Annotated in this window: 14 protein-coding genes and 3 pseudogenes; 9 read left to right on the forward strand and 8 right to left on the reverse strand. The window is 69.5% G+C overall.

Annotation, left to right across the window (positions count from 1 at the left end):
- Nucleotides 1-38 precede the first annotated feature (38 nt).
- Genes ABZ937_RS06415 through ABZ937_RS06425 form a run of 3 tightly spaced genes read right to left on the reverse strand, consistent with a single transcriptional unit; the run spans nt 39 to nt 3264 of the window.
- Nucleotides 39-1313, reverse strand: a complete 1275-nt coding sequence (locus ABZ937_RS06415) for a hypothetical protein (protein WP_361686368.1) — start codon at nt 1311-1313, stop codon at nt 39-41.
- Nucleotides 1314-1351: 38 nt separating this feature from the next.
- A complete protein-coding gene (locus ABZ937_RS06420; protein WP_361686371.1) occupies nt 1352-2620 on the reverse strand; it encodes a HAMP domain-containing sensor histidine kinase in 1269 nt (422 codons plus the stop codon).
- Nucleotides 2611-3264 (reverse strand): response regulator transcription factor, encoded by a 654-nt coding sequence (locus tag ABZ937_RS06425; RefSeq protein WP_361686374.1) that lies wholly within the window; start codon nt 3262-3264, stop codon nt 2611-2613. The genes ABZ937_RS06420 and ABZ937_RS06425 overlap by 10 nt, the downstream gene beginning before the upstream one ends.
- Nucleotides 3265-3442: 178 nt before the next feature.
- Here ABZ937_RS06425 and ABZ937_RS06430 point away from each other — a divergent pair.
- Nucleotides 3443-3598 (forward strand): annotated as a pseudogene (locus tag ABZ937_RS06430) (DUF6624 domain-containing protein); the annotation flags it as partial.
- Between the two features lie 82 nt (nt 3599-3680).
- On the opposite strand, the gene ABZ937_RS06435 reads toward ABZ937_RS06430, so the two are convergent.
- The 3 genes from ABZ937_RS06435 to ABZ937_RS06445 form a co-directional block, all read right to left on the reverse strand.
- Complete coding sequence (locus ABZ937_RS06435) at nt 3681-3803, reverse strand: hypothetical protein (protein ID WP_361686377.1); 123 nt, start codon at nt 3801-3803, stop codon at nt 3681-3683.
- A gap of 218 nt (nt 3804-4021) precedes the next feature.
- Nucleotides 4022-4816 (reverse strand): hypothetical protein, encoded by a 795-nt coding sequence (locus tag ABZ937_RS06440; protein WP_361686380.1) that lies wholly within the window; start codon nt 4814-4816, stop codon nt 4022-4024.
- Entirely contained in the window at nt 4810-5445 is a 636-nt protein-coding gene (locus tag ABZ937_RS06445) for an ABC transporter ATP-binding protein (protein ID WP_361686383.1), read from the reverse strand. Before ABZ937_RS06445 ends, ABZ937_RS06440 begins: the two co-directional genes overlap by 7 nt.
- Nucleotides 5446-5751: 306 nt before the next feature.
- On the opposite strand from ABZ937_RS06445, the gene ABZ937_RS06450 reads away from it, so the two are divergent.
- Nucleotides 5752-6981, forward strand: coding sequence for an NAD(P)/FAD-dependent oxidoreductase (locus ABZ937_RS06450; protein WP_361686386.1), 1230 nt, complete (start codon nt 5752-5754; stop codon nt 6979-6981).
- A 153-nt stretch (nt 6982-7134) separates the two neighbouring features.
- Here the strand turns inward: ABZ937_RS06450 and ABZ937_RS06455 are convergent, their stop codons facing one another.
- Nucleotides 7135-7305, reverse strand: coding sequence for a hypothetical protein (locus ABZ937_RS06455; RefSeq protein WP_361686389.1), 171 nt, complete (start codon nt 7303-7305; stop codon nt 7135-7137).
- 344 nt (nt 7306-7649) lie between these two features.
- Here ABZ937_RS06455 and ABZ937_RS06460 point away from each other — a divergent pair.
- A pseudogene (locus tag ABZ937_RS06460) lies at nt 7650-8045 on the forward strand (GTP cyclohydrolase I); the annotation flags it as partial.
- 199 nt (nt 8046-8244) lie between these two features.
- On the opposite strand, the gene ABZ937_RS06465 reads toward ABZ937_RS06460, so the two are convergent.
- The gene (locus ABZ937_RS06465) at nt 8245-8466 is read right to left on the reverse strand and encodes a hypothetical protein (protein WP_361686392.1); all 222 of its coding nucleotides are present in this window, start codon (nt 8464-8466) and stop codon (nt 8245-8247) included.
- A 351-nt stretch (nt 8467-8817) separates the two neighbouring features.
- On the opposite strand from ABZ937_RS06465, the pseudogene ABZ937_RS06470 reads away from it, so the two are divergent.
- The 6 genes and pseudogenes from ABZ937_RS06470 to ABZ937_RS06495 form a co-directional block, all read left to right on the forward strand.
- Nucleotides 8818-9083: pseudogene (locus ABZ937_RS06470) on the forward strand (hypothetical protein); the annotation flags it as partial.
- Nucleotides 9084-9302: 219 nt separating this feature from the next.
- Nucleotides 9303-10901, forward strand: a complete 1599-nt coding sequence (locus ABZ937_RS06475; RefSeq protein WP_361686395.1) for a cytosine permease — start codon at nt 9303-9305, stop codon at nt 10899-10901.
- Entirely contained in the window at nt 10901-11572 is a 672-nt protein-coding gene (locus tag ABZ937_RS06480) for a cyclase family protein (RefSeq protein ID WP_361687033.1), read from the forward strand. The genes ABZ937_RS06475 and ABZ937_RS06480 overlap by 1 nt, the downstream gene beginning before the upstream one ends.
- 114 nt (nt 11573-11686) lie before the next feature.
- Nucleotides 11687-12139: a hypothetical protein gene (locus tag ABZ937_RS06485; protein ID WP_361686398.1), complete on the forward strand. Its 453-nt coding sequence runs from the start codon at nt 11687-11689 to the stop codon at nt 12137-12139.
- Between the two features lie 394 nt (nt 12140-12533).
- On the forward strand, nt 12534-12758 hold the full coding sequence (locus ABZ937_RS06490; protein WP_361686400.1) for a hypothetical protein: 225 nt from the start codon (nt 12534-12536) through the stop codon (nt 12756-12758).
- A complete protein-coding gene (locus tag ABZ937_RS06495; protein WP_361686403.1) occupies nt 12751-13839 on the forward strand; it encodes a response regulator in 1089 nt (362 codons plus the stop codon). The genes ABZ937_RS06490 and ABZ937_RS06495 overlap by 8 nt, the downstream gene beginning before the upstream one ends.
- The last annotated feature ends 333 nt before the right edge of the window (nt 13840-14172 follow it).

The raw sequence follows: 14172 nt of genomic DNA on the forward strand, positions 1-14172 counted from the left end.
CGTCGGCCGAGTGGGCCGGCCGGGCGCTGTGCGGTCTGTCAGCCCATGTCCGTCAGGAGGGTGTTCAGTTCCTTCTCCTGCTGCGCAGGCGACATCGGCGGGTTCGAGTGGTCGATGCCGAACGTCTTGAGCATCTTGTCCATCTGAGCGTCGATAGAGGTCCAGCCGGTCTGGTCCAGCGGCTGCAGCGATGCCTGGTCGGCGTCCCACAGGTCACGCAGCTTCTGGGCTGCCGCATGGGCTCCGGCCGCGTTGCCCGAGCGTGCGTCCTTGAGCGAGGTGGAGGCGAGGGTCTTCAGTGCGGCGACCTTGGCGGGCGGGAACTTCTTCACCGCCTGTCCGGGAGCCATCTGGACGGCGGAGGTGTTGTCCTCCTCCGGCGCCGGGCCGACGTGCGGCTGGCCGTGGGCCCACACCAGCAAGCCGGCGGTGGCGACGGCGAGCAGTCCGAAGCCGGCCAGCGCGACACGCTCCTTGCGCGGGTCGCCGGTGGTGTGTGCGGCGTGGGCAGCCTCGTGGGTCTCGGTCACATCCGAGCGCGTCACCGTCAGGTAGACCACAGTCGCCAGGATCAGGCCCAGGAAGATCAGGCTGGTGGTGAACGTGCCCAGGGCGAGACCGGTGGGGTCGCCGGGGTTTTCGGCGACCTTGGGGGAGGCGAGCCAGTCACCGATGTTCGCGCCCAGCGGGCGGGTCAGGATGTAGGCGAGCCAGAAGGACAGCACCGGGTTCGCGCCGAACTTCCACAACAACGTGATCGCCGCGATGAGGCCGAGCGGCAGCAGGACCGAGACTCCCGGGCTCCAGCCGGTCAGCTCCAGAGTCCAGTCGCCGGTCGCGGTGCCGAGCGCGAAGGTGACGAGAACGGCGAGCCAGTAGAACGACTCCCGCGGCAGCGTCGTGACCGAGTGGATCGACAGCGTGCGCTCTCGCAGCCACCACACGCCGAAGACCACCGCGAGCAGCACCGAGAAGACCGCGGAACTGATCCACAGCGGCACATTGAGCTGGTCGGTCAGGATGTCGGTGTACAGGGTGCCGGTGACGCTGACAACGACCACGGTCAGCCAGTAGGGGAACGGGACGTACCGCTTCAGCCGCAGCTGGACGGCCAGGACCACCACGAACACCCCGGTGAAGATCCAGGCCGTGTTCACCAGGCCGACGCCCAGCTTCATGTTGATCCAGTCGGCAAAGCTCTCACCGACGGTCGTGCACAGGACCTTGATCACCCAGAACCAGACGGTGACCTCGGGAACCTTGTTGAGCATGAGACGCCCGCTGCGCGTGCGTGCTTCCGTTGTCGTTGTCATGCGGGGAGGTTTACGCGGGGAATCTGCACATAACCTGACTACGCGGTTGCACGGGCGGCCGGGAGTGTCACCTTGACGTGACCGCGGCCGTCCGCGATCGCGCGGACCTCCACACCGGCCGAGGCGGCGATGCGCCGGACCACCGGCAGCCCCAGCCCGTACCCGCCGCCGCCGGTCACCCCCGCTTCGAAGACGCGGTCGACGTCCGCGGGATCGAATCCGGGGCCGTCGTCCAGGACATCGACCACGATGGCCTCGCCCTCATTGCGCGCGGTGATCCACACCCGGGACTGCGCATGCCGCAGGCCGTTGTCCAGCAGGGGTGCCAGCAGCGACACGGCGACGTCGGCCGCCACGGCGACCTCGACCTTCGCGGGGAAGGCGACCTCGACCGCACGGCCGGCGATCGCCTGTCGTGCGGCGGAGCGCAGGTCGCACCAGGTCCCCTTGTCCGTCCGTGCGCGCGCGGCGCGCAGAAGCGTCGTGATCGCCGTATCGAGGCGGTCGGCCTCGCTCAGCACCGCCTCCGTCGGCACCGGCTCCCCGGAAAGCTGCGCCAGCTGCGCCTCGGCCCGCAGGACCGTGAGCGGTGTCCGCAACTCGTGGGCGATCTCGTCGGTGAGCCGGCGCTCGTCCGCCAGCGCGTTGTCGACGCGCTCCAGGAGGTGGTCCAGGGTCCGCCCCAGTTCCCCGAACTCGTCGCGGGGGACGCCGAGGTTGAAGCGGCGGCCGGGTTCGTGCTGGCCCCAGTCGTCGGCGAGGGCGGCCATCTCGTGGACGACCCGCAGCGCGCGGCGCACCACGAGGTGTGCGACACCGCCGGCGAGGAGGATCGTGAGGCCGCCCAGTATCAGGGACAAGGTCAGGCTGCGCTGCTCGGACGTCTCGTAGGGCGTGAGGTCCACCCGGACGATCACCATGGCGTGGTGGCCGTGGATCGGGATGTGCCGCGCGTACAGGAGGTAATCGTCGACCGTCGCGGTCTGCGGTCGCCCGGAGTCCGCTAGCTCCTCGACGCGATCGACCAGGCTCGGCGGGACGTGTCCGTCGATCAGGCGGCCGTCGGCATACACCCAGGCGACCTCGTCGAGCGCCTCGCTGCTGCTTTCCGTGAGTACGACACGGCCGTCTTTGGCGGTGACGTTCGCCGCGAGGGCCTCGGCGCGAGTACGTGCCAGGTCGTGCGCGTCGGCGTCCGTCACCCGGCTCAACAGTACGTGCGAGACCACGACCAGGATCGCGACCACGGCGGTGGCGATCAGCACGGTGAGTGCGACGACCCGCTTACGGAATCCCGTCACTGCCATCGGTAGCCCACGCCGCGGACGGTCGCCAGACGCTCGGCCACACCCAGCGAACCGAGCTTCGCCCGCAGCCGGCGCACATAGGAGTCGAGGGTGTTGTCGCTGACCTGCGCCCCGTGCGGCCAGCCGGCAGCGACGAGGGCGTGGCGGCGTACCGCGTCGCCCTGCGAGGCGATCAAACGGCCCAGTAGCCGGAACTCCGTCGGGGTCAGGCTCATGCTCACCGAATCGTAGGTCACCACGTGCTTCGCCGGATCGAGGACGACCTCGCGCGGTGCGGGCGCCACGGTGGCCCGGCGCAACAACGCACGGACGCGAACCAGCAGTTCCGGGATGTCGAAGGGTTTGGTCATGTAGTCGTCGGCGCCGGCCTCGAAGCCACCCACCTTGTGCTGCAGGCCGTCCAAGGCGGTGAGCATCAACACCGGGGCGTCGACGCCACGAGCCCGCAGGGCCAGGCACACGTCGCGGCCGTCGGCGTCCGGGAGCCCGAGATCCAGGACGACCAGATGGGGCGCCGGTGCGAGCTGCCGCAGCAGGCTGTCGGCCGTGGCGGCGACCGAGACGGTGTGCCCGTCGTGCTCCAGGGCGCGCTTGAGGACGCCGCGGACCGCCGCGTCGTCTTCGCACACCACGATGAAAGCCACGTGCTGACCCTAGATACTCCTGTTCTAGTTCTCCATCTTCCCTGGTCAGCCGCCTGACGGTGAGGAGCAGGCCGCTGTTGAACGGCCTCGCGTGCGGGCCGATCCGCTTCGAACCGTACGGTCACAGGTATCGACGCCTGTCGCATCATGAGGACATGCTGCGGCAGCTTGCGCGCACGGACGCAAGCAGGTCTACGGAACTCAGATCGCCGGCGTGAAGGACGGGGCGCCGGTTTCATGGCCCTGTGAAGAACCCGAGCGCATGGACGAACTCCGTGCGGAAGTCGGCACCGAGCCCTTCGACGAGTACGTCGCGAAGTTCTCCATGGCCTGACGCTCCTTCCCGGGCTCGTCCGGTGGATCACTGCCCGGGCTCACCTGTCGCAGGCAATGGTCCGCCGGGCAAGCCCAGGCAATCAGCCTGCCGAGCCTGGCCAGTGCGCCAGGCCGTCGAGGGCTGGTGCCTCGCTGGTGGCCTCCGACGGCGAGTCGTAGAACTCGTAGGCGTCGGCCAGGCCGCCGTGCTGGGCAGCAGCCACCGTGGAGCGCCTCGACCCACTGAACACACCACCCCGGCTGCCCGACATTCCCGAGCCACGGGCCGACGACCTGAAGCCCTTCCTCGGGCACTGGAGCCCTTACGGCCCCACCTACTGAACGCCTGCTGACAAAGACGTCCGGCCTCGGGATATGGGGTAGCGCGACAGCCGCCGTCATCAGCGGCGCCGGGACTCGGAGGTGTCCGTCTTGGTCGTGATTACTCCGCGTTGGCTCTCGTCCTGCGGGACCACGGGGAGCGGGAAGGGCGGTGGTGGTGGAGGACGAGCAGCGCCAGGGCCCCGGTCGCTGCGGACCAGGCGAGGGAGAGCAGGCCGTGGGACCAGGGAGTCTGGGGGGTGAGGGCTGAACTCAGCGCCAGCTGGTTCACGCCGTACAGAGGAAGCGCGGAAACGCCTGCCACATCCATGAGTGTATTGAAGACGGGGTTCTGCAGACCGGTGTCGACCAGGCTGAGCATGATGATCAGGAAGAAGCCCTCCAGCTCGCCGCGGACCAGAGAGCCGAGGAAAAGCCCGATGCCGCCGTAGGCGAGGCCGGCGCCCGCGAGGGCCAGCCCCAGGGGGCCTGCGTGGCGTACGGGCAGGGAAGCCCACAGCAGGATCGTGGTGTAAAGGGCCAGCGCGACGGCGGTGAGGGCGATGGCAGTGAGTTTGGCCAGCAGCATCGGCAGCCGGGGGTAGCCGGCCAGCAGCAGACGGCGATCCATCTGACGGGACTGGAAGGTCTCCGTGAAAGTGATGAAGCCGGCGACCATGGTGACGGCGCCCAGCGCGCTGGCCACCTGGCCCAGCTGGCTGGCCGGAGCAGAGACGGGGACGCTGATGGCGTCCAGCCGGATGCGCACCACTTGGTCGGATGTGCACAGGCGTGCCACGGCGATCCAGACGGGAATGAACGCGACTGCCAGAACCAGGGCCAGCCGGTTGCGCAGGTGGCCCAGCAGAGTGCAGCGCAGGAGCTCGGTGAAGGCCGTGCAGGTGAGTTTCAACACTCGGTCTCCCCGAAGTGCAGACGGCCCTGGCGCAGATGCGCGATTGCGTCGAAGTGGTGTGCGTCGTGCAGCAGGTGAGAGACCACGATGATCGACCGGCCCTGATCGCGCAGGGCGGCGGCCAGGGCCCAGAACCGCTGGTGAGTGTCCCAGTCGAAGCCCTGGTAGGGCTCGTCCAGGACCAGCAGTTGTGGATCGTGCATGAGAGCGATCAGCAGGTTCAGCTTCTGCCGCGTTCCACCACTGAGTTCGCCGACCTGTTGTCGTCGGCAGGTGGTCATCGCCAGCAGCTCCATCAGCTCGCCGGCCCGTTCCAGTGTCGGCAGCCGGTAGGCCCTCTGGAACAACCGCAGATGCTGTTCGACGGTGAACGCGTCGTTGAGTACGGCTCGTTGCGGGCAGTACCCCACTGCTCCGGTCCGTGTCACCGTGCCGCGGTCGGGTGCGAGGTGGCCTACGGCGATCTGCAGCAGAGTGCTCTTGCCCGCACCGTTCTCGCCGACGATTCCCACCAGCGTCCCGGCAGACACGTCAAGGTCCACCTCGCGCAGGATCTGCCGGCCGCCGTACGCCTTGCAGACTCCGCTGATCCGCAGCCGTGGCCGGGGGCGCGTCGTTACTGCTCGCACATGAACCCCTCGAAGGAATCGGACAGGTGGAGCGAGCCGTTCCGGAGGGAGCCCCCGTGGAGGCCGGGGCCGCGCAGGCTCATGCTTTGCTGGCCTGCGCGGCTCATGACCCGGTAGGGACCTGCGGGTAAGGGCGGCGCCGCCTCAGCCCCTTGCGGGCCGGCTCTCGGGACGACCGAGCCCTCGCGCAACGTCTGCTGCCCGGTGACCAACGAGTCCGCGCCGCCGGTGTAACGGCAGACACCTCCTGTATCAGATCTGGGAGTTGGGCGTGACGTAGGGCGTGGTCTGCCGTTGTAGGAGGCGATGCCCCCCACACCACAGCGAGACTTCAGTGCTCCCACGATCGTGATCGGAGCCGGCCCGCACGGCTTGGCGGCCGCCGCACTGCTGAACCGCTCCGGCGAGCCGACCGTGATCCTGGAACGGTCGGACCACGTGGGAGCGAGCTGGGCGCAGCGCTATGACCACCTGCGTTTGCACACCACTCCCGGCACGTCGAAACTCCCCGGCCTGCCGGTTCCGCGTCAGGCGAGTCCTTGGGTGAGCCGGGACGACTATGTGCGCTACCTGGAGCACTACGTCGCCCATCACCGACTCGACGTCCGGGTGAACACCGAGGTGCAGCGCATCGAACGGGCCGAGCCGGGTTCGAAAGCACGATGGCTGGTGCACACTGCCGACGGTCCGGTACCCGCTGGTGCGGTCGTGGTTGCCACCGGCCGCTGCCACACTCCCGACACTCCGCGCTGGCCAGGGCGTTCGACGTTCACCGGCACCCTGCTGCACTCGGCCCACTACCGCTCTCCGGCCCCCTACCGGGGGCGGGACGTGCTGGTGGTCGGCGCCGGCAACAGCGGTACCGAGATCGCGAGCGTCCTGGCCGGGGCCGGAGCCGAACGGGTACGGATCTCAGTTCGCACCCCACCCAACATCCTGCCCCGCTCCAGCGCACGATGGCATGCGGTCGGCCGGCTGACGGAGGTCCTCCCACTGGCGTGGCGTGACCGCACCTCCCTGCTCACGCAACGTCTCGCCGTGCCCGACCTGACCTCACGGGGACTGCCCCGGCCCCGCACCGGTCTGTACACCCGCAATGTCCGAGAAGGGGTCAACCCGGTGCTCGACCACGGCTTCGTGGACGCCGTCCTGTCCGGCCGGGTCGAGCCGGTCGCGGCCGTCCAGGCGTTCGACGGCCCGGACGTGGTACTGGCCGACGGCACCCGGCTGCGACCCGACACGGTCATCGCCGCCACGGGGTTCCGGTCCGCCCTGCACGACCTGGTCGGGACCCTGGGCGTACTCGACGACGCCGGGCAGCCCCTCGCCGTAGGCGGGCAGAGCCACCCTACGGCCCCGCGCCTGTACTTCACCGGATACACCAACCCCCTCACGGGCGTCCTTCGCCAAGCGGGCATCGAGGCACGCGCGATTGCCCATGCGTTGCGACGGGAGAAGGCGCGGGCAGCCCTTCGCCTCCCCCGGCCTGGTGGCCGCACGGCCGACGCACTCGACAACGGGCACCCACCTGTCTGACGAAGGCTGTCGTGCTCGGCTGCCGGTCGACGCCAGGGCGCCGCGGCAGAACTCGCCGATCGTTTCCCGGACGCGTCCGTACCGGGGGCACGGCACGACGCATCGGGCCACTTGTGGTCGGTTCGAGCGGGGTGGTGCTGCTCAGCTCACGGGTCACCGAGCGACCCGGCCGTGCGCGGCCTTGCGGCCACTGACCGAGATCAGAGTGATGCCGGTGTCGGTGAAGGAGGGGGTGCGGTGGAGCGCCCGCATGTTCTCGATGTCGTGGCGGGTGAGAAGCCCCTGTTCCAGTAACGCGGGGGCGGCTTGGTCGGACGTCGCCATCCAGAAGGCGTCGGTCGCACTGCGATCGCCGCACTAGACGGCGTGCTGCATGAGGGCACGGTCACCGGTGTGGTGCGTCGACAGCCTGGCCCACCTGCTTGCGGTCCTGAACGCGATACCGCCCGCATGTGACCGACCTGCTGTGGGACCTCAAGCACACGCCCTTCAGTCGGGACTGCAGCCACAGCCGCTGCGACTGCTGCTCCTGGCCACCGACGTGCATCCCGCCGCCTTCGACCTCTCCGGGAGGCCTCGCCCGGTCGGTGGCAGCCACCGGGCGTCGGCCTTCAGTCGCCCGGTCGGGCACGACACGGACGCGGCTGCGGCGGAGGGGTGCGACTCATGGCTGGGCTCAAGTCAGCGGGGTGTTGGCCAGGACCCGGCGCAGGGTCCGGACCGTCTGGGAGCACCACATGCTGCCGTTCGTCGGCGTCGCCCACGTCGGCTACCTGACCGGCGCCCGGATCGTCGGCCTGTCGAAACTGGCCCGGATCGTCGAGCACTTCGCCTGCCACCCCCAGGTCCAGGAGCGTCTGACCGAGCAGGTCGCCGACTGGCTGCAGACCCACCTCGAACCCAAGGGCGTCGGCGTGGTCATCGAGGCGGAGCACACCTGCATGACCCTGCGAGGCGTACAGGCCACCGGCTCCAGCACCCTGACCTCCACGCTGCCCGGCCTGTTGCGAACCGACGGCCGCTCCCGCAGTGAATTCCTCGCCCTGACGGGCGCGAACTCCTGACCAACCTGACATCACACACGCCGGCGGGCGCTCACGACTCATCGTCCTCGCCGTCAGAGGCAAGTCCGGCAAGAAGTGACCCGCTTCTCCTGCTCCACGCCCGGGCTCGGGTTGCTGCATCTTGAGTGGTCGGCCACCGTACGAGCGCATGCAGGTCGGCCGGGAGGGGGCAGTCGGGTGCCGCTCGTGCGCGAGAGAACTATCCGGCCTGGTCGTGCAGGCGGTCCGGGTCCAGGACGGTGATGCGGCCGCGGGCGAGGCGGATCAGGTGGCGGTCGGCGAGGAGCAGTCCGAACAGCAGGTGGCCGCCGAGGCTGGAGCGGGTGACCGGAGCGGTGACCACGTCGAGGTCCCCGGCCACGGTCACCCGGCAACTGCCGGGCCCGGTCGGATGCGCGGCGACCCGGAGCGTGTCGTACATGGCGTCCCCCCAGTGAGCGAATCGGGCGGGGTGTGCCGCCAGGAGAACCCGCGATCAGCAGTGATGTCCACCCGGCCTGGAAGTGCCCGGCGGCACCATCGGCCGGACGCGCCACCCCGACCGCCGGGCGGCGCCCCGTCTCACCTACTCGCTCGCGGCCTCGGTGCCGGGGGCGGTCCCGTTGCGGCGGTTCCGCGGGGAGGTGGGCGAACCCGGTGTCACGCGAGCCGAGCGGAGCGTCATCCAGGAGCTGATCAAGTACGGCTCCGGATGCGCAACTGCCCCTTCCACGCTCGCCGTGAAGACTCCCGACCTGGTGTGCTTGCGCAGGAAGGTCTCCTGGGGCGCGGGTGCGCCGGACAGCGCGCGCTGTTCACCCACGTGGCAGCGGCCGTGATGGCCCGGTTGCGGCAGGCCGAGCGCCAGGTGCTCGACACGCTGATCGCCGGCGCTGTGGCCCGCAGCCGCAGCGGCGCCCTCACCTGGTGCGTGCGCCTGGTGCGGCGCCACACCTACGACTGGCTCACGGAACTGCGGGACTCCCTCGAACAGTCCAGCGCGTCCGCATTGAGGGCCCGGACGCCGGACCGGTGGACGCGGCGCCGGACGAGGACTGAGCCCACCCCTCGGAAACGAGCGAAGGAGGTGGCCGAATCATCCACTCACGCCGCGGGACATGGATGATCCGTCCTCTGGCGCGGATCCGACACCCCGCCGTACCGTCGGCAGACCCCCGAGCACGGCATCCGCTCCGTCGCCCAACCCGGTGATCCCCGCGGCCGTTCATCCCACCGCGCCACCACGCGCTTCACCGCCGATCCCCCGTTGGAGCCCCCTTGTCCTCGCAGCCCGACCACGCCCCCACCGCGCCGCCCCCGTCCCCGTCCCCGTCCCTCACCGAGGTTGAGCCCTACGGCGTCGAGCGCATCCCCGACGCGGACCGCACCGCGACCCCGCTCGACCTGTTCCGGGTCGCCTTCGGCGGCGCCAACACCTTCTCCACCTGCGTCCTCGGCGCGTTCCCGATCCTGTTCGGGCTCTCCTTCTGGCAGGGACTCGCGGCCACCCTCCTCGGCGTCGTCGCGGGCGCCCTGATCCTCTGTCCGATGGCGGTGTTCGGCCCGGTCAACGGCACCAACAACGCGGTCTCGTCCTCCGCGCACCTGGGCGTGCACGGCCGCGTGGTCGGCTCGTTCCTGTCGCTCCTGACCGCGATCGCGTTCTTCTCCATCTCGGTCTGGAGCTCCGGTGACGCCCTGGTCGGCGGCGCGCACCGGCTGTTCGGCCTGGAGCGCAGCACACCGTCATACGTCGTCGCCTACGCCCTGTTCGCCGGGCTCGTTCTCGCCGTGTGCGTCTACGGCTTCCGGTTCATGCTGTTCGTCAACAAGATCGCGGTGACCTCGGCGACCGTGCTGTTCCTGCTCGGCGCGATCGCCTTCGCCGGTGACTTCGACCCGTCGTACGCCGGTGTCTTCACGGCCTCGGCGGACGCGACGACGCGGTCGATGTTCTGGCCGTCGTTCATCGGGGCGGCCCTGATCGTGCTGTCCAACCCGGTGTCGTTCGGCGCGTTCCTCGGCGACTGGTCGCGCTACATCCCGGCCGGCACCCCGCGCCGCAAGGTGGTCGGCGCGGCGTTCCTGTCGCAGATCGCCACGCTGCTGCCGTTCGTCTTCGGCCTGGCCACGGCGAGCATCATCGCCGCCAAGGCCCCGAAGTACGTCGACCCGGCCGCACCGGACTTCGTCGGCGGCCTCCTCGCGATCTCCCCGAGCTGGTTCTTCCTGCCGGTGTGCCTGCTGGCGCTGATCGGCGGCATGTCGACGGGCACGACCTCCCTGTACGGCACGGGCCTGGACTTCTCCTCCGTCTTCCCCAGGTTGTCCCGGGTCCAGGCCACAGTCCTGGTCGGGGTGCTGTCCATCGCGTTCATCTTCATCGGCCGGTTCGGCCTGGACCTCGTGCAGTCGATCTCCACGTTCGCCACGATGATCATCACCTGCACCACGCCCTGGATGGTCGTGATGATGCTGGGCTTCTACACCCGGCGCGGCTGGTACGACCCCGACGCCCTCCAGGTCTTCAACCGTCGCCAGCGCGGCGGCCGTTACTGGTTCGCACACGGCTGGAACTGGCGCGGCATGACCGCCTGGTGGGTGTCCGCGCTGGTCGGTGTCCTGTTCACCGACATCCCCGGCCAGTTCGTCGGCCCCCTCGGCGACCTCGCGAACGGCGTCGACATCAGCCTCCCGCTGTCGCTGGCCGTGGCCACCGTGCTGTTCCTGGCGCTGCTGCGGCTGTTCCCGGAGCCGCGGGCCGCATACGGGCCGCAGGGCGCTCGGCTGGCCCGTACTGCCGAGGTTCCCGTGCCGCCGATCACCGGTCCCGGAGCCGACGAGGTGGCCCCCGTAGCGGCGGCCGAGGCCGGATGATGGCCAGCTGGCTCGATCTGTCGGTGCCCGTGGTCACCGGGATGCCCGTGTATCCCGGCGACCCCGAGGTCATGGTCTCGCCCGCCCTGAGCACGGCGGCGGACGGTGTCAATGTCCTTCGATTGCACCTGGGTTCGCAGTCCGGCACGCACGTCGACGCCCCGTATCACGTCGACGACGCCTGGCCCCGGCTTGACGAGCTGCCCCTGGAACGGTTCGCAGGACCAGCCGTCGTCGCCGATGTCCGCGGCCTGCCCGCCCGGGCCCCCATCACGCCCGGGCTGCTGGCGCCCGCGCTCAGCCGCCTCCGGCTGCGGCCGTGCACCATCCTGCTGCTGGCCACCGGCTGGTCGGCGCACTGGGGCACCATCAACTATCTCGCCCACCCCTGGCTGACCCCGGAAACGGCCGAACTCCTCGTCGAGGCCGGGGTCAGAACGGTGGCCGTGGACGCACTGAGCGTCGATCCCACGCCCCAACCCGGCGAGCCCGTCACAGGCTCCGGCCTTCCGGCCCACAGGGTGGTGTGCGGGACGGGCGGTGTCGTCGCCGAGAATCTCACGGGGCTGGAGCGGCTGGTCAACGCCTGGGATGTCGAGGTGTTCCTGTTCCCGCTGCACCTGCCAGGGGCGGACGGGGCACCGGTGCGGGCGGTGGCGCGCGTGAACTGACCTGTGTCGCATCGCCACCGTAGGGATCGGCGCCGCCCTGCTGGTGATCGTCTGCTGCGCCGGGACCGTTGCGGTCGCAAATCTTGGGTCCCCGAGGCCTTGCGCCAGCCTCACATGGCCGACAACTCGGTGCTGCGGCTACTGAAAAGAGAGACGCTCACAGAGCACCGTCGCCTGCAGCCGCTGTGGGAGCGTAAAGCGGCCGGGCATCGGTTGCAGTTGCTGGACAAGCCGATCGGGACCGGGGCGGCTCTGGGAGATCTGGTCACCGACGGCACGAGCGCCGAGGATGTCGCTCTGCGTTCACTCCTGAGCGACGGCCGTGTTGCTGCTGTGCTCCAGCAACTGCACGCGGACGAGACATGTGTGGCGCAGGAATGGGCCGAGTCAGGGGAGACGTGGCGGCAAGCCGTATTGGCTGCTGGCCTGCCCGCCGCATACGGCGAGCGCGTCCGCCGCAAACTCAAGCGACTCGGAAGGAAAGACTCGCACTTTGCCGCACAGACCCCTCGCACAGGTGGCCACAAGGGCACGGCTGCGGGTCTCGCACCGGACCAGGCGGCTTGAGCACCAAGGGTGGTCGACGGCTCGCAGCGTGCTCGAGTGGTGCTGGGGCGGCAGCCTCGGCCATTCGGCAGGCCGCGGCCAGCGGCACCGGACCGCGGTGCTCGATCGCCTGGGAACAGATTCGTCAGCGGTCGGGGCAACGCCCACGTTGCATGCAACGCAACCGGCAACGGTATCCGGGTGTGGCATCTTGACCTGGCCAAACACTCTTCCAGGTGGAGGAGCTGAGGTCTGCAACACCGTGCACCAGGTGTTGCATCCAGGATGACGGTGCGCAACAGGTGCGTGACGCTCCATGATTTGTGTCCCGGGACGGCAATCCGCCGTTCTAGCTGATGACACGCCCTTTTGCCCTCAGTAAGGAGCCCGACGGGGGAGCCTCATGGACAAACCCTTGTTAACAGCCCGATCCGCTCTCGTCTTCCTGCTCGCCGTGCTGAGCGGCGGTGTGGCGGCGGCTCTGTCCCTGGCGGCCGGTGAGGATGTATCCCGCAGCGCCCTCGCCGGACTCGGCGCCGCCGCGCTGGCGGTGCCGTTCTTCAACCGGCTCATCGAGCACGACCCGGTCCGTACCTGCCGGCACATGCCGGAGCGGGGAGAAGGAGAGGGACATGGGTGAGCTCAGGCCGCTCGGCAATGATCTGCCCGAGGCTGCGCGTGCCCTTGCCCAGGCCCTCAGGGAACTGTTCGAGGGACTGGACATCTCCGTTCGCCGCTACGCCGCCCGCCGGCAGTGGGATCCCGGCACACTGTCCCGGTACCTGAACGGCAACCGGATCCCACCGTGGAAGGCCGTGCAGGAGCTGCTGGCCGATCTCGGGGAGCACCGGGGCGCGGTTGTCACGCCCGATGCCGTCGAGATGGTCCGCGAGCTCTACCGGGCCGCAGTCGACTGCGGCTCCTCCCAGCATCACGCGATGGAGGTGATCGAGGAGCAACTGGCTGACGCGGACCGCCGTTCGCGGCGCTCCAGTGTGCAGGGAGATGTCCTGGGCGACGCGCTGCTGGAGCGGACCAACCGGATCCATGACCTGGAGGTCCGTCTGTCGCAGCTGGAGGCGGACTGGAAGGCCGAGCGCGGGCGCGCGGACGAACTCGCCGCCGCGCATCCCAACGCCTCCCAGCTCCTCGAGGAGCGTGATCTGCTCCAGCAGCAGGTCACCAGGCTGGGCGCGGAGCTGCAGAGCATGCGCGACGAGCGGGCCGCCGCCGAAGAACGCTGCAGGCTGCTCGAACGGCAGCTCGAAACGCTGGAGAGCCCCAGAGCACTGCCGACGGCGCCGGACACCGTCATGCCGAAGATCCTGATCGTCGACGACCAGCCGGACAACCTTCTGGCCATCACCGCGGTGCTCGGCACCCTGGACCAGGAGCTGGTCACCGTCTCGTCCGGGCGCGAGGCCCTGAAGGCCCTTCTGGTCAACGACGACTTCGCCGTCATCATCATGGACGTGCAGATGCCCGAGATGGACGGCTACGAGACGGCTGCCCAGATCAAGCGCCGCCACCGCAACCGGGACGTCCCCATCATCTTCCTGACCGCGATGGGCGCCGACCCTGTCCACGCCAACCAGGGCTACCTCGTCGGCGGAGTGGACTACATCACCAAACCGTTCGACCCTTGGGCCCTGCGAGCCAAAGTCGCGGTATTCACCCAAATTCATATGGAACGAAAGATGACACGCATAACACACAGCTGACAGAACCACCTGCCCTGCGGGGATCTTCGCGACCAACCGTCTGAGCTACCGGCCCGGCCGAGTGCTTGAACTGCCGGCGGCGGCCGGGGAGCGGAGGGGGGTTCGGATCGGTGAGCGCTGGGCCAGGCAGGGATACCCGTTCGCCCGCTGGAGTGCCGACACGGCCGCGAGAGGCACGACGTGGCGTCTCGATCCGTCGTGCCGCCGGTGCAGGGGTCGGGTACGGCTTTTGGCATCGGTCATCGTGGGAGGGGGCCACGGGTGGGGAAGTCGAGCCGGGGCAAGCGGGAGCGGAGCCGAGACCAGGCCGGGCAGTGGACGGCATCCGGCGCG

It is taken from the genome of Streptomyces sp. NPDC046727, from assembly GCF_040645635.1.
In the GTDB taxonomy this organism is placed as follows: Bacteria; Actinomycetota; Actinomycetes; order Streptomycetales; family Streptomycetaceae; genus Streptomyces.

Coding starts and splice junctions, on each gene's coding strand:
- ABZ937_RS06415 (WP_361686368.1), bottom strand. CDS start 1,313: ATGACAACGACAACGGAAGCACGCACGCGCAGCGGGCGTCTCATGCTC.
- ABZ937_RS06420 (WP_361686371.1), bottom strand. CDS start 2,620: ATGGCAGTGACGGGATTCCGTAAGCGGGTCGTCGCACTCACCGTGCTG.
- ABZ937_RS06450 (WP_361686386.1), top strand. CDS start 5,752: ATGCCCCCCACACCACAGCGAGACTTCAGTGCTCCCACGATCGTGATC.
- ABZ937_RS06455 (WP_361686389.1), bottom strand. CDS start 7,305: ATGGCGACGTCCGACCAAGCCGCCCCCGCGTTACTGGAACAGGGGCTT.
- ABZ937_RS06465 (WP_361686392.1), bottom strand. CDS start 8,466: ATGTACGACACGCTCCGGGTCGCCGCGCATCCGACCGGGCCCGGCAGT.
- ABZ937_RS06480 (WP_361687033.1), top strand. CDS start 10,901: ATGGCCAGCTGGCTCGATCTGTCGGTGCCCGTGGTCACCGGGATGCCC.
- ABZ937_RS06485 (WP_361686398.1), top strand. CDS start 11,687: ATGGCCGACAACTCGGTGCTGCGGCTACTGAAAAGAGAGACGCTCACA.
- ABZ937_RS06495 (WP_361686403.1), top strand. CDS start 12,751: ATGGGTGAGCTCAGGCCGCTCGGCAATGATCTGCCCGAGGCTGCGCGT.